This is a genomic window from Maritalea myrionectae DSM 19524 (genome assembly GCF_000423365.1).
GTDB lineage: Bacteria > Pseudomonadota > Alphaproteobacteria > Rhizobiales > Devosiaceae > Maritalea > Maritalea myrionectae.
Map to the genome: position 1 here is coordinate 396,888 of NZ_AUHV01000003.1, position 23,156 is coordinate 420,043.

The window sequence follows — 23,156 nt, forward strand, 5'->3', positions numbered from 1 at the left end:
TCCTATTCTGCAGCTTCTGTTTTGTGTTTAGCCAACACGCTTTCAGAAATGCTTGCAGGCAATGGCAATGTGGTTTCAATCCGCGGCAAGAAAGGCAGAATGATCAAGAAGTAAGCGAAATAGTAGAATGTCGCTGTCTTAGACAAGATCACATATACGCCTTCAGCAGGCTGCGCACCGAGATAAGTCAGACCGATAAAGTTCACGATCCAAATCCAGTAGAACCATTTGAACATCGGACGGAAGGCACCTGAGCGCACTTTCGAACGGTCCAACCAAGGCACCACGAACCAAATTGCAATCGAACCAAACATCGCGATAACACCGCCAAGTTTACTGTCGATCGGACCGATGTTGAAATCGATCGCACGCAAGATGGCGTAGAATGGTAAGAAGTACCATTCAGGCACAATGTGCGGCGGTGTCACTTGTGGATCAGCCGGGATGTAGTTGTCTGGGTGACCCAGAATGTCTGGTGCGAAGAAAACGAACCAAGCAAATGGGATCATGAACACAACAATCGCGAACAGATCTTTCATGGTCAAATATGGGTGGAACGGCACTGTGTCCGACTTCGTTTTCACTTCCACGCCCGTTGGGTTGTTGTTGCCCGGCACGTGCAATGCCCAAATATGAAGGCCAACAACGCCAGCGATCATAAATGGCAGCAAATAGTGAAGTGAGAAGAAGCGGTTCAATGTGGCATTGTCTACCGCAAAGGCACCGCGCAAGAACACCATCAAGCCTTCACCAACCAATGGAATGGCTGAGAAGAAGTTGGTGATCACAGTCGCCGCCCAGAAGCTCATTTGGCCCCAAGGTAGAACGTAACCCATAAAGGCTGTTGCCATCATCAACAAGAAGATTACAACGCCCAAAATCCATAGCACTTCACGCGGCGCTTTATATGAGCCGTAGTAAAGTCCACGGAAAATATGGATATAAACCGCGAGGAAGAAGAAAGAGGCACCGTTCGCGTGGGCGGCCTGAATCAACCGGCCCCAGTTCACATCGCGACGAATATGCTCAACCGAGTTGAACGCCATATCCGCGTGCGGCGTATAGTGCATCGCCAAGACCACACCGGTGATAATCTGGATCACCAAAAAGATCGCCAGAATGCCCCCAAAGGTCCAAAAATAGTTCAGATTCTTTGGAGATGGAAAATCAACAAATGAATCATACCCCAAACGGATGATGGGCAGACGCTCATCCATCCATTTTTCAAAACCGCTATTCGGTTGGTAATTGCTTTTATGTGACATAAATGCCCCCCTTAACCGATCTGAACGACTGTGTCGGACAAGAATTCATATTCTGGTACGACAAGGTTCTTCGGTGCTGGACCCTTACGAATACGGCCCGCCGTATCATAGTGCGAACCGTGGCATGGACAGAACCAGCCATCATATTCGCCAGATTCACCAACTGGCACACACCCAAGGTGCGTGCAGTTCGCGATCATGATAAGCCATTCTTCATGGCCTTCCTTCACGCGTTGCGCATCTGTTTCCGGATCCTTCAATGCATCCAACGGCACGGCGCGTGCTTCTTCGATCTCTGCTTCAGTCCGGTGACGCACAAATACCGGGAAACCCCGCCATTTGATCGTAACCGACTGCCCAACCTCAACTGAGGACAGGTCAAACTCGATCGACGCCAACGCCAAAACGGAAGCATCTGGATTCATTTGGTCAATGAGGGGCCATGCGACTGCGGCCGCGCCTACAGCGCCCACGGCACCCGTTGCAACATAGAGAAAGTCTCTTCTGTTTGGTTCTTTTTCGCTTTGTGTAGCCAAGGTCTTTGATCCCTACCTAAGATCGTTGGTCCGCCCTAAAAACTCCAACATCCAACGTTACGAGTAACAATAAATGTCAGAATCGCCCCCACTTGAACCCCAAGTGAAGCGGAAATCGAGTTCTTTTTGCACTCATTGCGCCGCTTGTCCAGCCTTTGAGCATATTCATTGGGGAAAGTGCGACACTATACCGTAAAAAATGCACTTTTTCCTTCAATTGGGCTATGGATAGCTTGAATATAAAGCACAAAGGCAGCCAAATGAGCTTCAAATATCCGATCGTCGCGATGGCGCACTATAATCAATGGCAAAACGACAATCTGATTGAAGCCGCTGATAAAATAAGTGATGAAGATCGGCAATGCGATCTTGGCGCATTTTTCAGTTCGATTGAAAAAACCTTCAACCACATCCTATGGGGCGACAAGATTTGGCTTTCTCGGTTTGGCGATTTTTCACCGCCCAGAACGACCACATTGAGCGATAGCCTTTCAGAAGGTGGCACGTGGAATGAGTTTAAGGCCGAACGCCGCGCCCTCGATCAAAAAGCAATCAAATGGGCAACTGAATTTGATATGGCCAAACTGCCCAGCGAAATCACTTGGTTTTCGAAAGCTATAAATCAAGAAATTTCTCGCCCAACTGCAATTTTGGTGCCGCATTTGTTTAATCATCAAACCCACCATCGCGGACAAATACACGCCATGCTCACCCGGCTGGGGCAGAAACCTTCCGACACCGACATTCCATTCATGCCAAACGTTGAAAATCTACTATGACCATCTCCCTAGCTCTCTACCAACCAGACATACCGCAAAATGCGGGCACCTTGATGCGCCTAGGGGCGTGCCTGAATATTGAAGTGCACCTGATCCACCCCACAGGCTTTTTATTTTCGCAAAAGGCCTTTCGCCGTGCGGGCATGGATTATCTCGATCAGGTCAACTTAAAAGAACACAATAGCTTTGATGCTTTTAATCAATGGCGCACAGCTGAACACAAACGTTTGGTGTTATTGACCACCAAATCATCCCAACGCCACGCTGATGCCCAATTCACCGAAAATGATGTTCTAATGGTTGGGCGCGAAAGCGCAGGTGTGCCAGATGAGGTTGCAGATATCAGTGACCTCAACGTACGTATACCGATGCGGCAAGATACCCGATCGCTTAATGTTGCTATTGCCGGGGCAATCGTATTAAGCGAGGCGGCAAGACAAACAAACCTTTGGGCGGATTTAGTATGACCAGCACGGATCTTGAAAGCAAAAAGCAAAAGGCGAGCGCGTGGTTCGAACAATTGCGCAATGAAATTTGCTTTGAATTTGAAACGTTAGAAGACGAACTCGCCGCCCCCTTGCGCCACGCCCCTGCGGGACGCTTTGAACGCAAAAAGTGGGACCGCATTGACCAAACCTCGGGACAACCCGGCGGCGGCGGTGAAATGTCAATGATGCACGGCCGCGTGTTTGAAAAAGTCGGCGTGCACATCTCCACCGTACATGGGGAATTTAGCGAAGATTTCGCCAAAGGCATGCCCGGCACCGAAAACAGCCGTAAATTCTGGGCCAGCGGCATCTCCCTGATTGCACACCTGCACAACCCGCATGTGCCTGCGGTGCATATGAACACCCGCATGGTGGCCACCGAGGAATGGTGGTTTGGCGGCGGCGCTGACCTGACGCCGGTTTTGCTGGACCGTCGCAATCAAGAAGATCCCGATTCAAAAGATTTTCACGCGGCGATGAAAGAAGCTTGCGATGCTCACGCCTGCGCCGACTATGACAAATATAAGAAATGGTGCGACGAGTATTTCTTCCTCCCCCACCGCAACGAGCCACGTGGCATTGGCGGCATTTTTTATGATCGACACAATTCGGGCAGTTGGGATGACGACTTCGCCTTCACCCAGGATGTGGGCAAAGCCTTCAAAAAAATCTATCCCGAATTGGTGCGTCGCAATTTCAACATGCCATGGACCGACGAAGAGCGGGAAGAGCAACTTGTGCGCCGCGGCCGTTATGTCGAGTTCAATCTTCTCTATGATCGGGGCACAACATTCGGCCTGAAAACAGGTGGAAATGTGGAATCGATCCTCTCTTCCATGCCCCCCGCGGTGAAATGGCCATAGGCGCTTTTCAGAACCAAACTTGACATTCTCCCAACGCTTCCCACTTGCAATTAAGCGGGGACGGCGCGTTGGGAGCGTGACATGACTTTTTTAAAGACGAGACTTTCTGCCCTAATTTTTGGCCTATTTGGCATGGTCGCCTTGACCGGCTGCACCAGCCTTGTGGGTGGCACCACAATCGACACAGGGCCAACCAAAACCGAATATGTATTGAGCGGCACAACCGGCCCCACCATCGTGTTGGAGGCCGGACTGGGCGACCATATGGGCGCCTGGGAGGGGATTTATGCCCAAACCTCGCAATTTGCCAGCACCTTTGCCTATTCTCGGCCCGGATATGGCCAATCCAGCGCTAATGATTTCCCGCCCGATCGCGATGGCAAGCGCACAGCCACAGAAATGGCACCCTATCTTAAAAACCTGCTGGCCAAAGCCGGCGCAAAACCACCCTATATATTGGTGGCCCACTCCATCGGGTCCAATTTCGCCCTGCAATTTGCCGCAACCTATCCGCAAGAAGTTGCTGGGTTGGTGATGGTGGACGGGCGACCGCCCAACTTTACCACCGCATGTGACCAGGCCAAAGCCGGCATGTGCCGCCCGCCTGAGCTTATGCTGGCCACGATGCCTTCACATATGGCTGCCGAGGTGCGCGGCGCACGCCTATTCGAAGCGAACCCACCTGCCATGGCCGGAATTGCAAACATCCCCGCCACATTTTTGGTGGCCACCCAACCGGACTTTCTTGCATCAGCCCAATTCCAATCATTATGGCGACAAGAGCAGGCACAATGGGCCAATCAATTTGCCAAGGCAGAGCGAATTGAAGTCAACAGCACCCACTATATTCACCACAAAAAGCCCGACATTGTGATGGACGCCATCAGGGCCATGGTGAAAAAAGTGCAATAATTTTTCCGCACCTGTCGAAATAGCGGCCCGCCAATCGACATGATAATGTAAGCGCAATCAAGCGCGTGATGAGGAAGGAAAAATTATGCAGTTTATGGCACTTATTTACTCAGCAGATGGGGCAGAACAAAACTATCCCGGCGGGCCGGAAAAAATGATGGCGGACTATTATGCCTATACTGAGGAAGTGAAAAAAGCTGGCGTGATGGTGGCCGGCGATGCGCTGCAACCCACCAGCACCGCGACGTCTATTCGCGAGCGTGACGGCAAGGCCAGCCTGACCGATGGTCCCTTTGCGGAAACCAAGGAGCAACTGGGCGGCTATTATCTGCTCGAGTGCAAGGATTTGGACGAAGCCATCAAATGGGCAGGCAAAATCCCCACCGCAAAATATGGCACCATCGAAGTGCGGCCAGTGATGATCTGGGACCAGTGAACCCAATAGAAGCTGAACTGACCCGGATTGTGCGCGCCAATTCGGGTCGGATCTTGTCAGCGCTGATCAAGGTCACGCAGGATTTTACCCTGGCGCAAGACGCCTTGCAGGATGCGATCACGCAAGCCATTGCCCAATGGCCAGAAAGCGGCCCGCCTCAAAATGGTGGCGCCTGGCTTTATGTCGCCGCAAAACGCCGCGCCATCGATCTTGTGCGCAAAGAAAGCCGCCACCATGCCGATGCAACGCAACAGATATTGACCGATTTGCAGCACGATCAAGACGAAACCGCTGAATGGGAACAGGACATCCCCGATGAACGCCTGCGCCTCATTTTCACCTGTTGCCACCCCGCCCTTAATGTGGACGCGCAAGTGGCCCTGACCCTGCGCACGCTGGGCGGCCTGACGGTGCGCGAAATTGCGCGCGCCTTTCTGGCCAGCGAAACCACCATTGGTCAACGCATTACCCGCGCCAAGCAAAAAATCAAAAACGCTAATATTCCCTATGAAGTCCCCAACCATGAGGACATGCAGGCGCGGCGTGCAGGTGTGCTCACCACCATCTATTTGATTTTTAATGAAAGCTATTCGGCTTATGAGGGCCAAAGCCTCACCCGCGAGGATTTGGCCAATGAAGCCATTCGCCTGTGCGCCATATTAAACCGCCTCGATCCCGATCCCGAAACCGCGGGGCTTTTGTGCCTCATGCGCCTCACCCATGCCCGTCGCGCCGCACGGCTGGACACAGAGGGCGATTTTGTGCCGCTGGACAAGCAAGACCGCAGCCTTTGGGATCAGACCGAAATTGAAGCGGCGCACGCCCAATTGCTGGATGTTTTTGCCAACGGTCAATTCGGCCCCTTCCAATTGCAGGCCGCCATCAGCGCCTTGCATTGTTTGGCACCCAGTTGGGCCGAAACAGACTGGCAGCAAATCTTTGCCCTTTATGGCGCGCTTGCCGCTTACGACCCATCACCTGTCGTACGGCTCAATCAGGCTGTCGCCCTCGCCAATATGGGCGGGCACAATAAAGCACTTGAACAGCTGAATACTTTGGAAGCCGAATTGGGCAATTATCAGCCGTTTTACGCGGCCCGCGCCGACATTTTGTCCCGATGCGGTGAAGAAAAAGCCGCTCAAATCGACTATGACCGGGCAATCGAATTAAGCAAAAATAAAGTAGAAAAGAACTTTTTATTTCAGAAGAAAAGTGCCCTTGCCGCTTCACTTAAAAATAATAAGTAAAAACCGACTGTTTAATCACCTGTTAAGGGTTTGAGGCGGATAATCGGGGTATGAAAATCAAACCATTCGGCTCGCGCATATCGCTGTATAAATCCAACCAAATTTGGCGTGAGAACCGCGCGAAGCACAATCTGCGTGATTCTCAAGTCCATGAAGCGATGAACCGCGCCATTTTCGGTAGCATGACAAATTTCACTTATGGTCAAAATTCGCTGATTATTAAGCAAGCAGCGCTGCGTGTGCTAAAATCTATTTAGCCACAGCACTCATCGAATGCGCGTAAACTAGCCGTTAACTTTTCATTCACCATAATATAGAGACCTGTACTCAAGTAGATTTGCACCATGAAAGCACAACTCTATGGCAACCGCGTGCCGCTTTACAAAGCGAACCAGATGTGGCGGGCAGCGCGCGCAAAACACATCCAGCGCGACCTGCAGGCCACGCAGATAATGACCAACTCCATTTTCGGTAGCATGACAAACTTCACTTACGGCCAAAATTCGCAGATCATAAAGCAAGCAACTGTCCGCGCCCTCAAAACGGTCTAAGCGAGATGTTCCGCTTTGGCCTTTGCCAAAAGCGTGTCCTTGCCGGGCTGAAAGCCTTCATCCACCCAATGCTGCTCGAGCGTCTTGAGGATTTTGCCCATCTCTTCACCGGGCTCAACACCAAGGGCGATTAAATCTTTACCCCCAAGCGGAAACACTGGCGCTGTCCAGGCGAGCGCCTTTTCCATATGCTGATGCAGCGCGCCAATCTTGGCCATCAAGTCCATATTTTGATCTTGCTTAAGTTTTTGCCGCAACCCAGCCAAATCCAAGCGCAGCCGATCCAATATGGCAGCTTGATCACCCCAATAGAGAAATTGCTCCAACGCACTATTGCTGGTTTCAGGGGCGATTGGCGTCACCATCGCCCATTTCACCAACCGATCCGCTTCGCTATTAGACAATTTGAGCCGCTCCGCCAGGGCTTTGGCTTTGTCCGCCTGCGGCGGGATGATGGAAATCAAGCGAAACAGCGGGTCAATTTCCCACTCCAGCTCTTCTTCCGCCGCCACAATCCCGTGAATGGCATCCATGCCCCATTTTTCGCCCTCGGGCAGCACCAACGCCAATATACCTGTGGTGCGCATCCACAATAGCGCGCGCGAAGGATCGGGGGCGCTCAAGATCTTTTTAAGCTCAGTCCAAACCCGTTCAGCGGACAAGCCCTTAACGCCGGCCTTTAGTTTTGCCGCTGCCTTCAGCCCCCCGGCCTCAGGACGACCAGAGCCGTAATAGGCAAAGAAGCGGAAAAATCTGAGAATTCGCAAATAGTCTTCTTCGATCCGCGCGGCCGCATCGCCAATAAAATGCACATTGCGGTCAAGGCAATCCTGCACGCCATTGAGCGGGTCATAAAGCGTGCCATCGGCCAGCACATAGAGCGCATTCACGGTGAAGTCGCGCCGCTTGGCGTCTTCTTCCCAATCGGTGCCAAAGGCCACTTCCGCATGGCGGCCATCGGTTTTCACATCCTGCCGCAATGTGGTGACTTCGATCGCCTCATCCTCAACAACTAACGTCACCGTGCCATGGTCAATGCCAGTGGGCACAGCTTTGATCCCGGCCTTTTCAGCCCGCGCCATCACCTCGTCCGGCGTGAAAATACTGGCCATATCCACATCGCCACCAGGGTCACCCAAAATAGTGTTACGCACAATGCCGCCCACAGCGCGCACATGGCCCTGATCCCCGTCGAGCAATTCAAAAACTGCACGCACAGCTGGCCGCTTGAGCCAGGCCGCACGCTGAATATTTTCAAGCGCGGCGTTCAAATCTGTCATTCAGTATCCTTTGAGGTCAATGCGAGATCGCGGAACATGCGGGTCATGGAAGCGGTGATGCCCCAAATGGCTCGATCTTGAAAGTCAATGCGCCAGGTTTCCCGCTGCGCTTCATCGCCCCGCACAAAGCGGATTTTGGAATAGTGATTGGCGGGAATTAGGTGCGGCAACGGCACTTCAAAAAAGCTGGCCACTTCATCCGGATTGGCCACAAACGGCTTGCGCGGCTTAATGGTGGCCACCACCGGCGTGATCAAATAATTGGTGCCCGACAAATAGTTGGGCAAAAAGCCCAGCACGTCCACATCATCCTGATTGAGATCTACTTCTTCTTCCGCCTCGCGCAAGGCGGTCATGATCGGGTCGGTATCGCCCTCTTCCACCCGGCCGCCGGGAAAGGCAATTTGCCCGGCATGCGCCCGCAGATGGGAAGACCGTTCAATATAAAGCACATGGCTGAGCGGCCCTCGCTCCACCAATCCAATCAACACAGCAGACTGTTTTGGCTCGCGCGCCGCATTAAGCGGCGGCACACCATCCACCTTATGGCAGCCAATATCCTTGCTGCCATCCGGTTGATCCAACAACCGATGCTTGATCTGTGCCAACAATGTTTCGTCTTGCATAAAGACTTTTCCGCAATCGAATTCTAATTGTCACCGCTCCAAAATGAGATCGGACCAGTGAGTCCTTTCTTCACTTTAGCACTTTTGACAACCGCCAACACCCGCATTGGGTCGACTGGCGCAGGAAAATCGATTTTTTGCGGCGAGATGGGTTGGAACCCCAACGGCTCATAATAGGCGCGATCCCCAACCAGCAACACAAATTTGCAGCTGGCTTGTTCCAGCGCCTTTTGCGTCACATGCATGGTGAGCAAACGCCCCGCGCCCAACCGCCGCCGATGCGGATCGGTGACCAACGGGCCAAGCAAATAGCCGTTCATGCCAGAAAGATTGATGGGCGACATTTTGACATTGGCCACGGCCACGCCTTCATGCTCCGCCACAAAGCTCAAACGATCATCAACACCAAACCGCTCGCGAATGCGAAACGCCGCGCGGGCAAAGCGGCCCGGGCCAAAACAAAGTTGATGCAAATGCTCAACCCAGTCAGCATCAGAAGGCTGCTCGGAACGGATGTCGAGCTTATGCATATTTTGAGCGAGTTGCGGCGAAAGTTGAGACGCAGAAAGCATGTGGGTCATGGTATTTGATCATTTCTTTAAAGAGGCAGCATAAAGGTGACGGGGGCTCTAAAGCACTCGTCGCTCTCGTCGCAGCAAAAGAAATGTCAAATTCCGTCTCATATCTTCGCATAAACACCGAAATGAAAGTTTTGTCGAGACATTTTTTACAAAAAATGCACGGAACTTTGCACTTTGAAGCCAAAATATGATCATTTTGCTCAATTCCTATACAAAGTGTCAGCCTGCCCCATTCATCCAAAACTTATTGTTCACAGTTTCGGGGTTTATAGATTGAATAATACCCCTATTTTAACGTCCAGATAAACAAACAAACTGAATGAGGCTTTGAAATGGGACTATTGATCGACGGCGAATGGTCTACCCAATGGTACGATACAAAGAGCACAGGCGGAAAGTTTAAGCGCAGCGCCGCTGCGTTCCGCAATTGGGTCACCCAAGATGGCAGCGCCGGCCCGAGCGGCGAAGGCGGTTTTGAAGCCGAAAGCGGCCGCTATCACCTATATGTTTCCCTCGCCTGTCCCTGGGCCCACCGCACGCTGATTTTTCGCAAACTGAAAGATTTGACTGACCATATCGACGTGACCGTCGTGGATGCCAAAATGCCAGACGAGCATGGCTGGACCATTCCTGAAGGTGCCGACCCGGTCAACAATGCTGAAACCATGTGGCAGGTCTATGTGGCGGCAAAGAGCGACTATACCGGTCGCGTGACCGTGCCCGTATTGTGGGACAAAAAGCGCGACACCATCGTATCAAACGAGAGCGCGGAGATCATCCGCATGTTCAACTCAGCCTTCAACGACATCACGGGCAACACCGACGATTATTACCCGGAAGAACTGCACGATGAAATCAATGAGGTGAACGAACGCGTCTACCACACGGTCAATAATGGTGTGTATAAATCCGGCTTTGCCACAACGCAGGAAGCCTATGATGAAGCGGTGACCGAATTGTTTGATAGCCTTGAATGGCTGGAGGATAAGCTGGGCAAGCAAAAATATCTCGCGGGTGATCAACTCACTGAGGCCGATTGGCGGCTATTCACCACGCTGGTGCGGTTTGATCCGGTCTATCATGGGCACTTCAAGTGCAACATCAAGCGGATTGCCGACTATCCAAACATCAGCCGTTTGGTGCATGAATTGGTCGCGGTGCCCAATGTGAAAGACACCATCGATATGGACCACATCAAAACCCACTATTATTGGAGCCACACCAGCATCAATCCGCATCGGATTGTGCCCAAAGGCCCCCTGATCGAATTTTGATCACCAATTTTGTGATGGTGGCGCGGCGGTGAAATATTCTTCAACACGGCGTCGCGCCCCATCATTCATGTCGTCCGGCAGTTCATCTTGCTTGAACCAGTCCATTTCAACGATCTCAGCGTTTGGTTTGAAAGGATGCACCTCGTCGAACGCATCGGCAACAAACAGGCACACATGATCGCGGATGCTCAGCCCATTATTATTGTGAAAAACACCATGCAGCCTGGCTTCGCCAGTCACTTGAAGGCCCGTTTCCTCAAATGTTTCGCGCATCGCGGCCTCCAACGCTGTTTCCCCGGGCTCTACGCCCCCACCGGGAAACTGCCAACCACGCACATATGATTGGCGTACCAGCAGCACTTTATCCCCATCCACGAGCATCATCCGCGCACCAAGCGTCATGCGTCGCCACACGCCGACAAGCGCCAAATAGATTTTCATCCGCCAGCGACTATAGAGTTTTTGCTGCATAACCAAAGCTCCTCACTTATGTCGCCTTAAACCATCATTGGGTGAAAATTGTGCAAACGCCTCTTTTTTTGGCGTGCAATTTTCGCCATAGTGCGCCCAACTGCAGGGAGCCAACCATTTCTATGACCACGATTGCCCATATTTCAGATGTGCATTTGCCATACCATGAAAAAGTCACCCTGCCCCAGTTGTTGAATAAGCGGATCACCGGCTATCTCAATTGGAAGCTCAATCGGGGCCATGCGATCGAAAACGACACCCTGCAATCTTTAATGGCGCATCTTAAGACCCAGCATTACGACCATTTGGCCGTCACTGGCGATTTGATCAATTTATCGCTGGAACAAGAGTTTGCGTTGGGTCAGCAATGGCTGAAATCCATTGAAAAACCAAACAAGCTGATGTTCATCCCCGGCAATCACGACATTTATGTGCCTTCCGGCAAGGGCTATATGACCCATTATTGGCATGAATATATGGAAGGGGAACGCGCCGAGGACAAATATCCATTTCCCTTTTGGCGGCAAGTGGATGACGTGGCCCTGATTGGCTGCAACAGCGCCATTGCCACGCCCCCCTTTTTCGCCAACGGCACATTTTCGCGCCGCCAAGAGCGCTTGCTTGAAAAATTGCTGGTCAAGACCAAGGAAATGGGCCTGTTTCGGATTGTGATGATCCACCATCCGCCGCACGACGATGTGATGAATATTTGGCGCCGTGGCCTCACCAACCGCCACCGCTTTAAGCGCGTGCTGAAAAAACATGGTGCCGATCTGGTTTTGCACGGCCATTTGCACAAATCCGAACTTAAATCTCTGCCGGGTCCGCATGGCGAAATCCCGGTGGTGGGCATTTCGTCCGCCTCTATGGGCCCCAATGCTGTGCAGCCGCCAGCGTCCTACAATCTTTATAATATTGAGAAGCAGGGTGATAATTTTACCTGCACAATGCAGGAATATGGCTACCACCGATTTGGCGATACAATCGAAAAACGCGCCGAGTTGGTCCTGTCCTAACCTGCGGCCGAACTTGCTTTTAACACATTTTTGGTGATGCTTGCCGCTATGAACACCTTCATTATTGATTCTGCAGAATTCAACGCTGAAACTGGCGAAGCTAAATTCAACTATCGTCTCGGCGAGCACCGGTTTACCGAGCGCTTGGAGTTGGGCGTCGGGTTTGATCTTGCCCGCGCACAGAGCAACAGCTTTGCCCACCTGCTGGATCTGGCTGCAGCAATTTTGGGCGTGTCCTATTATAAGCTGAAAGCCCCGAAAACCATTGATTTGACCACGCTCAATCTGAGCGAAGCTGATCAGATATTGTTGCGCGACATATATGAAAACGGCTTGGGCGAATTTTACACCCGCAATAAGTTGAAACGGTTTGGCCAGATTGACTATCAGTTCGCGCCAGCCATCACGCCGACCAACGACCTTGATTGGCCGCAGCAATCGCTGGTGCTGATCGGCGGGGGTAAGGATAGCCTTGTATCGGTTGATTTATTGACCCGCGCCAACATTCCATTCACCCCCTTCGCGGTGAACCCAAAAGGGCCAATCATCAGCTCGACCGACCAGATCGAACAAAGCCCACTCTTTGTTCGGCGTCACCTCTCGCCAACCCTATTCGAGTTGAATGACCAGCCCGGATTTTACAACGGTCACGTCCCCTCCACAGCAATCAACTCCGTTGTGGCGAGCCTAGTGGCAGCGCTCTATGGCTATAATGAAATCATTTTGTCCAACGAACGCTCCGCAAGCGAAGGCAATGTGGAATTTGATGGCCGCGAAGTGAACCATCAGCACTCGAAAAGCCTCGATTTTGAACAATTGATGGAAACCAGCTTTAAGGCAGCGAGCGGCGGTCAGCTCGGCTATTTTTCATTGTTGCGCCCCTTCTCTGAAGTGCGCATCGGACAGCTTTTTGCCCGCACGCAAAAATTCGATCAGCATTTTTCTAGCTGCAATGAAAATTTCAAACAAAACCAAGATGGCCCCAAACGGTGGTGCACCAACTGCCCCAAGTGCCATTTTGTCTCGCTGATCCTCGCGCCCTTTATGGAGCCGCAACGCCTGACTGACATTGTTGGCAAGAACGTGTTGGATGATGCCACTAAGCTCGGCGCATTTCGCGAACTCTCCGGCCTAACCGGTCACAAACCTTGGGAATGTGTCGGTGAGATTTTGGAAGCCGCTGCCGCGCTGTGGCATCTGGCCCATCAAGACCATTGGCAGGATGCGGCGATTGTGAAGACGCTTAAGCCGGAGCTGGACGCGTTCTATGGTGCGCCCACATTGGAAAGCGCATGGGACGAATTGCTTCAGGATGCGAACCAGCATAATGTGCCGGAAAAATATCAATTGAACGAGATTGCCCGTGCAAGCTGATCAATATTTCAACCGTGCCGTTTTGCTTTATGGTGCCGGTATCGAAGCGAAATCCACCCGAGATTTTTTGGCCGAATATGCCCCTGACATCAAAGTCTATGTCACCGCCGACCAAGGTGAGATTTTCCTGCCCGACAGCACGGTTATCGCCCCAACTGAAATTGAGGCATTAAGCGAAAAAGGCGAAATTGGAACGATTGTCCGCTCGGCCGGGGTATCGATCTATAAGCCTGAACTGCTCGCCGCAAAAAAACATGGGGTCGAGATCACCACCAACATCAATTTGTGGGACAAGTTTAAGCGCAAGGGCGCGAAACTGGTGGCAGTGACAGGCACCAAGGGCAAAAGCACAACGGTGAAACTGACCGAAACCATGCTCGAATGCGCCGGAATCGATGCGCGATTGGGCGGCAATTTTGGCGTCGCCCCGCTCGATTTGGATGATCACGACATCATCGTGATGGAACTCTCCTCCTATCAGGTGGCAGACTTGACCGCGCAACCGGACTTTGTGGGCTTCACCAATCTGTTCCCCGAGCACATACATTGGCACAATCACTCACTGCCGCAATATTTTCACGACAAGCTGAACCTGCTGCGCCGTGACGGGCCTTATGCTTATGCCCTGGGCGCTCAAGCGGCGGTGAACCAGAAGGTGCAGGAAGCGCTGCCCAAATATGCCCATGAGCTGGCCGCCCCAAGCGCCGAGCTGGTCGCGGCCCTGCATGCCACCATGCGCAAATCGCGCCTCAAAGGCCCGCACAATGCGGACAATATGATCATCGCCGCCAAATTGGCCTTGGGTTTGGGCGCGCCTGAAGACGCCATTTTAAAAGGCCTTGAGACATTTGCGCCACCCGCACACCGGCTGGAGGAGCATAAGATCGGCAACCTGTTGTTTGTTGATGATTCCATCGCCACAACACCAGAAGCCACCATGGCCGCCATCGCTTCATATCCCGACGAAAAAATTGCGCTGATGGTTGGCGGCTATGATCGCGATCAGAATTATGAAGAATTGGCGCGCACGGTGGTGGACAGCAATGTGACCGCGCTTTGCTGCTTGCCCACCACCGGGGAACGCATGCAAGCGGCAATGGATAAGCTTGACCACAAAATTGATGTGTTCGCAGCGGAGGGGCTGGCCGACGCCATGGAAGGCTTTAAGCGCCGCGATGGGTTCGACACGATCATCCTGTCGCCCGCCGCACCATCATTCAATCAATATGACAATTATATCGCCCGTGGTGAGCACTTCATTCAATTGGCCAACGAGCTGTTTGGCTGATGTTTGGCATTGGCATTTATCGCCGTGGCAAGAAGCCCGGCACCCTCACAGCAGAATGGCTGGATGATCGCATGGTTGACGCAGGCATTCGCGCTGGCACGGGTTTTGCGCAAAACGGACCGACAAACGGAATTGTCGGTGACTATGACATCACTTACGAGGCTGGCGATCAGCGCGTTGACCTGAAACTGACCATCCGCGCCGACGGACCGAATTTTCGCCTGCAATGGCTCAAGGATGACGTCTTGATTGATGAGGGCATTGCCTTTCAATCTGCCGACTGTCTCATCCTCGGCTATCAATCCACATAAGAGATTTCCACATGCCCCAAGGCTATTTCTACCTCCTCATCGCGATTATCGGCGAAGTAGTTGCCACCTCCGCGCTGAAAGCCGCCAATGGATTTTCTGAAACGCTGCCCTCCATCCTCGTGGTGGTTGGCTATGGCGTGGCCTTTTATTATTTGAGCCTCTCGCTCAAAACCATCCCGCTGGGCATTTCTTATGCCATCTGGTCTGGCGTCGGCGTCGTGGCAGTGTCGCTTATGGGCTGGGTCTATTACAAACAGGCGCTCGACATCGCAGCCCTCATCGGCATGGCGATGATTTTGGGCGGCGTCTTGGTGATCCACCTCTTCTCAAATTCAGCCGCGCACTAAGTCGATCTCCAAACACAAAATATTGTTTTTTGAAACAATGCTGAATGGCCGCTCGTATCTACTTTGTCCAATAAGGGAAAAAGGAGATCATTATGTCATTTACAAAAACAATTTTTACTACCGCTGCAGCATTTGCCCTGACCGCCACATCCGCCCTAGCTGACGGCCATTCAAAAATCGGCGTTATGGCAGAAGACCAAGACGTATCGGGTGGCACAGTGAGCGCCGCAGAAATCGTTGCTGGCGAGAACGGCTATCTGGTGGTGCACCGCACGGGCGACGACATGAAGCCGGGTCCAGTTGTTGGCTATTCGACGATCAAAAAGGGCATGAATGAAGACATCACCGCCATTTTGACTGAAGATGTAAGCGCTGGCGACAAGTTGATGTTGATGATCCACTCAGAAGCAGGTGGCAAAGAAACTGGCGTATTTGAATATACGCTGGGTGCCAAAGAAGATGGCCCAATTCGCATGGATGGTGATTTGGTGATGACGGTAATTTCAGCGAAATAACCTGCCACGGCATTCTTAGATGGGCCGCCAGGCATGAAACTTGGCGGCCTTTTTGTGCGCGGGCAAATGCCTAGTCGAAATTCAAATCCACATAGCCTTCGGCCCAATTGTTTTGATTGGCGCTGCCATCCGGCGTGATGAATGTTGGCATATTTGGATTGGCCCGAGTGACGTGGTAGCAAAACTCGCCCCACCCTTCGGCCGACCAGTCCTCACAATATTGGCCAACACCCCCATCATCCTTGACTGACCATGGGATGTTGCGGATTTTATCGTCTTTTACCACCACCACGGCGATGCCGTCTGGATGGTTGTTTTGTTTATACTCCGTCACCCCATCGGGGAAAGTGCCCCAAATCGAATTGCCAGACATCAGTGCTTCAACTTCGGAAGCGCTCAGTTTGGTTTCATCCGCTTGCGCAACGCTGAGTGCACCCGCCATAAACAACAAAAAGGGTGCCGCGTAGAATAAATGGAATTTGCTCATGTTTCCTCCCAGAGCCATCTTGGTTCGTGCACTTTGCCGTGCACTGACTCTTTCTGGCGCAATTCACGCTGGCACCCTGTGAATATTCGTGCCAAAATTTTGCCATGGGTGGGCAAGCAAACAATTCAGACCAAAGCGTCAACAAACCAATGGGCGAGGCCTATAGCGCCTATTGGGACATGTGGCTCCAAAAAGGAGCTCTGGCTGTCCACACCCAATTCGACCTCACGACAAAAACCGCGAGCCCCCTCGACACGTTCGATCAGCTCTATGAGCAATATGGGGGCAAGGCTGTTTTCGACTTTGTGGCACAGCAGGGCGCTATAAATGGATTGGACGTGCCCTCATTGCTGTTCTCCAGCGCCAAAACACCTGCAGATTTGGTGCATAAATGGCAACAAATAACGCAAGCACAAAGTGAAATTCGGTTTGGGTCGAAAAATTCTTCTGCTGATTTCGTCCATTTGCTCCCTTCGGGCGAGTTGGTGCTAAGCCCAAGTCGCATTCGCCCGGCAAACCTGTCTCGATTTGGCGCCGCCATGTTAACAGGCGTTATGGCACACACATTGCAGCAGCTTTCCCCGGCGGGCGTGACAGTCTTTGAAGCGGTAAAGGCAGGCAGCACCCGCTCAATCGACAATATCACCTCACGCGCCGACATTGGCTTCGATGCGAGCAGCGACATTATTATTAGATGTGTAGATGCAGCGCCCAAGGACGCGCCGCGCAACAAGCCCACCCCTTACTTGCACCTCAACCACCTTTTCAATCATCACAATCATCCGCTGTTCCGGCAACTTGTGCATTTTCTCGACCAACAATCAGGTGGACACACATCAATTGACGAAACGGCGTTTCATTTAGGCCTGTCCGTCCGCACATTGTCGCGGCGGCTACACATCAACGGCATCAGCTATGGCAGGCTGACGCGATTTGTGCGTTTACGCAAAGCGCTACAATTGCTGTTTGTCGGCACGCCACAAATGGATGATATCGCCTTTGCCGCTAATTATGCCGACCGCCATCACATGGCCCGCGACTTCAGGCAAATGGTGCAACTTTCCCCTACCTTTTTGCGGGATCTTCTTCAGCAAAACCCTGTTTAACCTCCGAATTAAACCAATATTTTACCAACATTCTCAGTTCTATTTCAGCTAAATGACTGAAAAACCTATCATTTAATCGGTTAGCTAAATATTTATCTAGTTTATTGGGGATTGAACAATGCTCGACTCCTAAACTGAAATTGTTCGCAATGATGCGACGCATTGGGAGTGAGAATTATGGAAGCAATTGCTTTGGCATTCACATCAGCAATGATTTCTTGGGGCTTGTTTACTTTGTACCCCGAGCAGGAAGTCCGCGCAAAAGCCAACCGTCGGCAATAGCGCACATTTGAAAATTAGTTCAGGGGGCAAAGATGAAAACTTTAACCGCAGCAACAGTGGCCTTTTTGTTGGTATCCGCAGGGTTTGCGTTGGATATCCAGGTGACATCACAAGCGGAGCCTAGCTTCGATACCGCTATCAACACACCTATTTTGGATTAGGAATATGCAACCGCACCATAAATTGCTGGCGACCCAACTGTTCGCAGCCGCGATTTTAATCGGTGTCATTACAATGGCTTCAACACCGCTCGCGCTGTTTGAACGTCAATCTGAACCGCAATATGCCATGATACGCTAGGGTGAGAACCCGCAAGGCTCAGATGAGGAATACTATGTCCGTGAGTGCAAGAGGACCTCGGTCCTAAAACGGCAGTTCTTTTTAAGGACTGCCGTTATTTTTTGACCTCTTCCAACTCGATCAAGGTGCCATCAAAATCTTTCGGATGCAAAAACAGCACCGGCAGACCATGCGCCCCGATCTTGGGTTCACCATCCCCCAAAACCCGTGCGCCCTCTTCCGACAGCTTTTGCGCTGCGGCACGGATATCTTCCACCTCAAAACACATATGATGCATGCCGCCAGACGGATTCTTTTCCAAAAAGGCCGCAATCGGTGAATTCTCGCCCAGCGGATGCAGCAACTCCACTTTGGTGTTGGGCATTTTCACAAATACCACTGTCACCCCATGCTCAGGCAAGTCCTGTGGTTCGGACACAGCCGCGCCCAACTGATCGCGATATTTCGCTGTCGCCGCGGCCAAATCTGGCACCGCAATCGCGATATGATTGAGATTACCGATCATGGCTCGTTCCTTAGTTTGCCTTCGATGCGCGACATCACCGCATTAGCAGCATCCAGCACATTGGTGCCGGGGCCGAAAATATCGGACACGCCCGCGTCGCGCAGCGCTTGATAATCTTGCTCCGGGATCACACCGCCTGCAAAGACAGAGATATGCGCCGCTTTTTTTTGGCGCAGCAAATCGATTAGCTCTGGAATAAGCGTTTTGTGCCCTGCGGCGAGGGATGATGCACCGATGGCATCGACCTTCAAGTCAACAGCCTTTTCAGCGACTTCTTCCGGCGTTTCAAACAGCTCGCCTATATGCACATCAAAGCCCATATCCGCGAAGGCAGTCGCGATGACTTTCGCGCCGCGATCATGACCATCCTGCCCCATTTTACCAATATAAATAGAGGGTTGCCGGGATTGGGTCGATTTGAATTCAGCAACGCGCTGGGTGATCGCCTGATATTCAGGGTCATCCGCATATTGCTCGCTATACACGCCTGAAATCACTTTTGTGGTCGGGCGATGGCGGCCAAAGACCTCCTCCATTGCGTCGGAAATCTCACCCAATGTGGCGCGGGCGCGGGCGGCATCTATGGCGGCGGCCAGCAAATTGCCGTCCCGCGTTTCCGCGATTTCACGCAATTTCGCAAGTGCCTTGTCGCACGCCTCTTGATTGCGGCTGGCCCGAATTTGTTTCAAAGCTTCAACCTGACCTGCACGCACCTTCTTATTGTCGATATCAAGAATATCGAGCTCGTCCTCTTTATCGAGACGATAGCGGTTGACGCCGACGATCACATCATCGCCCTTGTCCACACGGGTTTGGCGTATGGCCGCGGCGCGTTCAATTTCCAGTTTGGGAAGCCCCTCGTCGACCGCCTTGGTCATGCCGCCTTTTTCTTCAATCTCGGCAATCATTTCGCCCGCTTTGGCCACCATGTCGGCGGTGAGGCGCTCGACATAGTAAGAGCCGCCCAGCGGATCCACCACGTCCGTGACGCGGGTCTCATGGTCCAAAATCAACTGGGTGTTGCGGGCAATGCGCGAGGAAAACTCGGTCGGCAGCGCAATCGCTTCGTCAAACGAGTTGGTGTGCAGGCTCTGGGTGCCGCCCAAAATCGCCGCCATCGCTTCATAGGCCGTGCGCACAATATTGTTGTACGGGTCCTGCTCAGTCAGCGACACGCCAGACGTTTGGCAGTGTGTCCGCAACATCATGGAACGCGGGTTCTTCGCGCCCAAATCCTTCATAATATCGGCCCAAAGGGTGCGCGCCGCCCGCAGCTTCGCCACCTCAGAAAAGAAATTCATGCCAATGCCGAAGAAGAACGACAAGCGCCCGGCAAACGCATCAATATCTAAGCCCCGTGCCTGCGCGGCGCGGACATATTCCATGCCATCAGCCAGCGTATAGGCCAGCTCCTGCACGGCAGTCGCGCCAGCCTCATGCATATGATAGCCGGAGATGGAAATGGAGTTGAATTTCGGCATAAATTCAGCCGTGTGCGCAATAATATCCGCAATAATCCGCATGCTCGGTTCCGGCGGATAGATAAAGGTGTTGCGCACCATAAATTCTTTCAAAATGTCATTTTGAATGGTGCCGGAGAGCTTGTCCTGGCTCACGCCCTGCTCTTCCGCCGCCACAACAAACATGGCCAGCACTGGGATCACCGCGCCATTCATGGTCATCGACACTGACATTTCATCCAGCGGAATCCCATCAAACAGCACCTTCATATCTTCAACGCTGTCGATGGCGACGCCGGCCTTGCCCACATCGCCCACCACGCGTTCATGATCACTGTCATACCCACGGTGGGTGGCCAGATCAAACGCCACCGAAAGGCCCTTTTGACCCTTTTCCAGCGCTTGGCGATAAAAGCGGTTGCTCTCTTTCGCCGTGGAAAAGCCAGCATATTGCCGAATGGTCCAGGGACGGTTGGCATACATGGTGGCGCGCACGCCACGGGTGAACGGCGCTTCGCCGGGCATCGCGTCGGCGGCGCGATCAGGCACATCTTCCGCAAAATAGGCGGGCCTGATGGGCACCCCACCATAATCGGTTTCCAGATCGTCAGGCTCACGCCCGCGCAATTCTTTTTCCGCCAGGGCCTGCCATTTTTTGTAGGTCTCGTTGGAGAGGGTCATTGGTCTTCAAACTCCATGATCACTTCATCCACCGCCAAGATGGCGCCTACATCCGCCGCGATTTTGGACACCACGGCTTTCTTTTCCGCCCGCAGCACATTTTCCATTTTCATGGCTTCAACAATGGCCAGCGGCTGGCCTTCCTGCACCTCGTCGCCTTCGGCAACTTCAAGGCGCACCACCTGCCCCGGCATCGGGCACAGTAGGAATTTGGACATGTCCGGCGGCATTTTCACCGGCATATGCACCATCAAATCGGCGACATGCGGCTCAAACACCTGCACATTCATATCCGCCCCGCGATAGCGCACCCGAAAGCCCGTGGCCTTGCGCGTGACTTGCGCGACGATATGATCGTCACCCACCCGCGCGCGGATCAGCGTTTCGCCCGGGCCCCAATCGGTTTCGACGCGCATCAGCATTTCAAAATCATCTTCGCGATCGCGCCAGATGACGGCCTCTTCCAGCACATCAAAGTCAAACCGCTCATCGCCAATCATCACAGAGCGGGCCACATCTTTAATGGACAGGTCCAGCGTATCCGCTTCAGCAAAGCCGCGATGTTGGCTGTGAAAGCCAATATAGGCCGCCAACCCGGCGATGTTTTTCTTGGCCGCATTGCCCAGCTCAACGCCGTTGAACCCTTCGGGAAATTCTTCAGCGATATAGCCCGTGGTAAGACGACCTTCTTTAAAGCGATTCTGCTCCATTACAGCGGAGAGGAACGGGATATTGTGGCCAATGCCTTCAACCTCAAACGCGTCCAGCGCGTCAGACATGGCAGAAATGGCGGCAGCCCGATCTGGCGCCCAGGTACACAATTTGGCGATCATCGGGTCGTAGAAGGTGGAGATTTCTCCCCCATCAAACACCCCGGTATCGTTGCGCACCACAAGGTCTTCAGATTCGAATTCTGACGGCGGGCGATAGGTCGTCAATCGTCCAATGGAAGGCAGGAAATTGCGATAGGGGTCTTCGGCATATAGTCGAGACTCAATTGCCCACCCATTGAGCGTGACCTCATCCTGAGCGATCGACAATTTCTCGCCCGCCGCAACGCGAAGCATTTGCTCCACTAGGTCAATCCCTGTGATCAATTCGGTGACAGGGTGTTCCACCTGCAACCGCGTATTCATCTCAAGGAAATAGAAATTCTTGTCGCCATCCACGATGAATTCCACCGTGCCCGCGCTGGCATAGCCAACCGCCTTGGCCAAGGCCACCGACTGTTCGCCCATTTTCTTGCGCGTTTCTTCATCCAAAAACGGTGACGGCGCTTCTTCAATCACCTTCTGGTTGCGGCGCTGAATGGAACATTCGCGCTCACCCAGATAAATGCAATTGCCATGCTTGTCGGCCAACACCTGAATTTCAATATGGCGCGGATCGGTGACGAACTTTTCGATAAAGATGCGATCATCACCAAAGCTAGACGCGGCTTCCGATTTGGACCGCTCAAAGCCTTCGCGGGCTTCCGCATCATTCCACGCAATCCGCATACCCTTGCCACCGCCGCCAGCGGAGGCTTTGATCATCACCGGATAGCCGACTTCATTGGAGATCTTCACCGCTTCATCCGTGTCTTCAATCAGGCCCATATAGCCCGGCACGGTGGACACATTCGCTTCCTTAGCCAGCTTCTTGGAGGTGATCTTATCCCCCATCGCCTCAATAGCGTTGGGCGGTGGCCCGATAAAGGTGATGCCCGCTTTTTCCAGCGCTTCACAGAACTTGGCGTTCTCACTCAAAAAGCCATAGCCCGGATGCACCGCCTCCGCGCCCGTTGCCTTGCAGGCCGCGATGATCTTATCGCCCAGCAAATAGCTTTCCGATGCGGGTGATCCCCCAATATGCACCGCCTCATCCGCCATGCTCACATGCAGCGCTTCCCGGTCCGCATCCGAATAAACCGCAACGGTTTTGATGCCCATAATCTTGGCCGTTTTAATCACCCGACAGGCAATCTCGCCCCGGTTGGCTATAAGAATTTTCGAGAACATTATGTCTGTTTCTCCATTTACCTCGGCATCGCCAAAAGCGACGAAGCATCTGTTTTTAGTTGTCATTGTCGGACCAGCCCTGTGGCGTGAACCCAAAATTAATCCGACAATCCATCTAGCTTTGGCCATTCCCACTGGATCCTCGGGTCAAGCCCGAGGATGACAAGGGGTAAAT

General features: G+C 52.6%; 27 protein-coding genes. 17 read left to right on the plus strand and 10 right to left on the minus strand.

The window, feature by feature from the left end:
- Window positions 1-2: 2 nt before the first annotated feature.
- Together G549_RS0108000 and petA are read right to left on the minus strand one after the other, a co-directional pair.
- Complete coding sequence (locus G549_RS0108000) at window positions 3-1,265, minus strand: cytochrome b (protein WP_027834589.1); 1,263 nt, start codon at window positions 1,263-1,265, stop codon at window positions 3-5.
- 11 nt (window positions 1,266-1,276) lie between these two features.
- Window positions 1,277-1,801: a ubiquinol-cytochrome c reductase iron-sulfur subunit gene (petA, locus tag G549_RS0108005; protein ID WP_027834590.1), complete on the minus strand. Its 525-nt coding sequence runs from the start codon at window positions 1,799-1,801 to the stop codon at window positions 1,277-1,279.
- 260 nt (window positions 1,802-2,061) lie between these two features.
- Here petA and G549_RS0108010 point away from each other — a divergent pair, with 260 nt between their 5' ends.
- The 8 genes from G549_RS0108010 to G549_RS0108045 all read left to right on the plus strand — a co-directional run bounded on the left by G549_RS0108010 (window position 2,062) and on the right by G549_RS0108045 (window position 7,077).
- On the plus strand, window positions 2,062-2,580 hold the full coding sequence (locus G549_RS0108010; protein ID WP_027834591.1) for a DinB family protein: 519 nt from the start codon (window positions 2,062-2,064) through the stop codon (window positions 2,578-2,580).
- Window positions 2,577-3,047: a tRNA (cytidine(34)-2'-O)-methyltransferase gene (locus G549_RS0108015; protein ID WP_027834592.1), complete on the plus strand. Its 471-nt coding sequence runs from the start codon at window positions 2,577-2,579 to the stop codon at window positions 3,045-3,047. Before G549_RS0108010 ends, G549_RS0108015 begins: the two co-directional genes overlap by 4 nt.
- Entirely contained in the window at window positions 3,044-3,931 is an 888-nt protein-coding gene (gene hemF, locus G549_RS0108020; protein ID WP_027834593.1) for an oxygen-dependent coproporphyrinogen oxidase, read from the plus strand. The genes G549_RS0108015 and hemF overlap by 4 nt, the downstream gene beginning before the upstream one ends.
- Window positions 3,932-4,012: 81 nt before the next feature.
- Entirely contained in the window at window positions 4,013-4,843 is an 831-nt protein-coding gene (locus G549_RS21275; RefSeq protein WP_051213546.1) for an alpha/beta fold hydrolase, read from the plus strand.
- Window positions 4,844-4,928: 85 nt separating this feature from the next.
- On the plus strand, window positions 4,929-5,279 hold the full coding sequence (locus G549_RS0108030; RefSeq protein WP_027835103.1) for a YciI family protein: 351 nt from the start codon (window positions 4,929-4,931) through the stop codon (window positions 5,277-5,279).
- Window positions 5,276-6,526, plus strand: coding sequence for an RNA polymerase sigma factor (locus tag G549_RS0108035; protein ID WP_051213547.1), 1,251 nt, complete (start codon window positions 5,276-5,278; stop codon window positions 6,524-6,526). The genes G549_RS0108030 and G549_RS0108035 overlap by 4 nt, the downstream gene beginning before the upstream one ends.
- 50 nt (window positions 6,527-6,576) lie before the next feature.
- Complete coding sequence (locus tag G549_RS0108040; protein ID WP_027834595.1) at window positions 6,577-6,783, plus strand: hypothetical protein; 207 nt, start codon at window positions 6,577-6,579, stop codon at window positions 6,781-6,783.
- Between the two features lie 87 nt (window positions 6,784-6,870).
- Window positions 6,871-7,077: a hypothetical protein gene (locus tag G549_RS0108045; RefSeq protein ID WP_027834596.1), complete on the plus strand. Its 207-nt coding sequence runs from the start codon at window positions 6,871-6,873 to the stop codon at window positions 7,075-7,077.
- On the opposite strand, the gene G549_RS0108050 is transcribed toward G549_RS0108045, so the two are convergent.
- Genes G549_RS0108050 through G549_RS0108060 form a run of 3 tightly spaced genes read right to left on the minus strand, consistent with a single transcriptional unit; the run spans window position 7,074 to window position 9,513 of the window.
- A complete protein-coding gene (locus G549_RS0108050; RefSeq protein WP_027834597.1) occupies window positions 7,074-8,348 on the minus strand; it encodes a CCA tRNA nucleotidyltransferase in 1,275 nt (424 codons plus the stop codon). The two genes, G549_RS0108045 and G549_RS0108050, sit on opposite strands and share 4 nt — an antisense overlap.
- 5 nt (window positions 8,349-8,353) lie before the next feature.
- The gene (locus G549_RS19535; protein ID WP_051213548.1) at window positions 8,354-8,983 is read right to left on the minus strand and encodes a CoA pyrophosphatase; all 630 of its coding nucleotides are present in this window, start codon (window positions 8,981-8,983) and stop codon (window positions 8,354-8,356) included.
- A 23-nt stretch (window positions 8,984-9,006) separates the two neighbouring features.
- Window positions 9,007-9,513, minus strand: a complete 507-nt coding sequence (locus G549_RS0108060) for a GNAT family N-acetyltransferase (RefSeq protein ID WP_027834598.1) — start codon at window positions 9,511-9,513, stop codon at window positions 9,007-9,009.
- A gap of 383 nt (window positions 9,514-9,896) precedes the next feature.
- Here G549_RS0108060 and G549_RS0108065 point away from each other — a divergent pair, with 383 nt between their 5' ends.
- Entirely contained in the window at window positions 9,897-10,838 is a 942-nt protein-coding gene (locus G549_RS0108065) for a glutathione S-transferase family protein (RefSeq protein ID WP_027834599.1), read from the plus strand.
- On the opposite strand, the gene G549_RS19540 is transcribed toward G549_RS0108065, so the two are convergent.
- Window positions 10,839-11,309 carry an NUDIX domain-containing protein gene (locus G549_RS19540; protein WP_051213550.1) on the minus strand — a complete coding sequence of 157 codons (471 nt, stop codon included), beginning with the start codon at window positions 11,307-11,309 and terminating at the stop codon, window positions 10,839-10,841.
- A gap of 122 nt (window positions 11,310-11,431) precedes the next feature.
- Here G549_RS19540 and G549_RS0108075 point away from each other — a divergent pair, with 122 nt between their 5' ends.
- From G549_RS0108075 to G549_RS0108100, 6 genes are all read left to right on the plus strand, one after another.
- On the plus strand, window positions 11,432-12,325 hold the full coding sequence (locus G549_RS0108075; RefSeq protein WP_027834600.1) for a metallophosphoesterase family protein: 894 nt from the start codon (window positions 11,432-11,434) through the stop codon (window positions 12,323-12,325).
- Window positions 12,326-12,373: 48 nt separating this feature from the next.
- Complete coding sequence (locus G549_RS19545; RefSeq protein ID WP_156905514.1) at window positions 12,374-13,699, plus strand: MurL-like N-terminal domain-containing; 1,326 nt, start codon at window positions 12,374-12,376, stop codon at window positions 13,697-13,699.
- The gene (gene murD, locus G549_RS0108085) at window positions 13,689-14,987 is read left to right on the plus strand and encodes a UDP-N-acetylmuramoyl-L-alanine--D-glutamate ligase (RefSeq protein WP_027834601.1); all 1,299 of its coding nucleotides are present in this window, start codon (window positions 13,689-13,691) and stop codon (window positions 14,985-14,987) included. Before G549_RS19545 ends, murD begins: the two co-directional genes overlap by 11 nt.
- Window positions 14,987-15,298, plus strand: coding sequence for a hypothetical protein (locus G549_RS0108090; protein WP_027834602.1), 312 nt, complete (start codon window positions 14,987-14,989; stop codon window positions 15,296-15,298). The genes murD and G549_RS0108090 overlap by 1 nt, the downstream gene beginning before the upstream one ends.
- 11 nt (window positions 15,299-15,309) lie before the next feature.
- On the plus strand, window positions 15,310-15,645 hold the full coding sequence (locus G549_RS0108095) for a DMT family transporter (RefSeq protein WP_027834603.1): 336 nt from the start codon (window positions 15,310-15,312) through the stop codon (window positions 15,643-15,645).
- A gap of 92 nt (window positions 15,646-15,737) precedes the next feature.
- Complete coding sequence (locus G549_RS0108100; RefSeq protein ID WP_027834604.1) at window positions 15,738-16,160, plus strand: DUF7282 domain-containing protein; 423 nt, start codon at window positions 15,738-15,740, stop codon at window positions 16,158-16,160.
- Window positions 16,161-16,230: 70 nt separating this feature from the next.
- On the opposite strand, the gene G549_RS0108105 is transcribed toward G549_RS0108100, so the two are convergent.
- The gene (locus G549_RS0108105; protein ID WP_027834605.1) at window positions 16,231-16,647 is read right to left on the minus strand and encodes a hypothetical protein; all 417 of its coding nucleotides are present in this window, start codon (window positions 16,645-16,647) and stop codon (window positions 16,231-16,233) included.
- Window positions 16,648-16,751: 104 nt separating this feature from the next.
- On the opposite strand from G549_RS0108105, the gene G549_RS0108110 reads away from it, so the two are divergent.
- Entirely contained in the window at window positions 16,752-17,753 is a 1,002-nt protein-coding gene (locus tag G549_RS0108110) for a helix-turn-helix domain-containing protein (RefSeq protein WP_027834606.1), read from the plus strand.
- 314 nt (window positions 17,754-18,067) lie between these two features.
- A complete protein-coding gene (locus G549_RS22095; protein ID WP_281273944.1) occupies window positions 18,068-18,196 on the plus strand; it encodes a hypothetical protein in 129 nt (42 codons plus the stop codon).
- A gap of 233 nt (window positions 18,197-18,429) precedes the next feature.
- On the opposite strand, the gene mce is transcribed toward G549_RS22095, so the two are convergent.
- From mce to G549_RS0108140, 3 genes are read right to left on the minus strand one after another with little or no spacing between them, the layout of a single operon-like run.
- Window positions 18,430-18,840 carry a methylmalonyl-CoA epimerase gene (gene mce / locus G549_RS0108130; RefSeq protein WP_027834607.1) on the minus strand — a complete coding sequence of 137 codons (411 nt, stop codon included), beginning with the start codon at window positions 18,838-18,840 and terminating at the stop codon, window positions 18,430-18,432.
- Window positions 18,837-20,981, minus strand: a complete 2,145-nt coding sequence (gene scpA, locus G549_RS0108135; RefSeq protein WP_027834608.1) for a methylmalonyl-CoA mutase — start codon at window positions 20,979-20,981, stop codon at window positions 18,837-18,839. Before scpA ends, mce begins: the two co-directional genes overlap by 4 nt.
- Entirely contained in the window at window positions 20,978-22,981 is a 2,004-nt protein-coding gene (locus tag G549_RS0108140) for an acetyl-CoA carboxylase biotin carboxylase subunit (RefSeq protein WP_027834609.1), read from the minus strand. The genes scpA and G549_RS0108140 overlap by 4 nt, the downstream gene beginning before the upstream one ends.
- Between the last annotated feature and the right edge of the window lie 175 nt (window positions 22,982-23,156).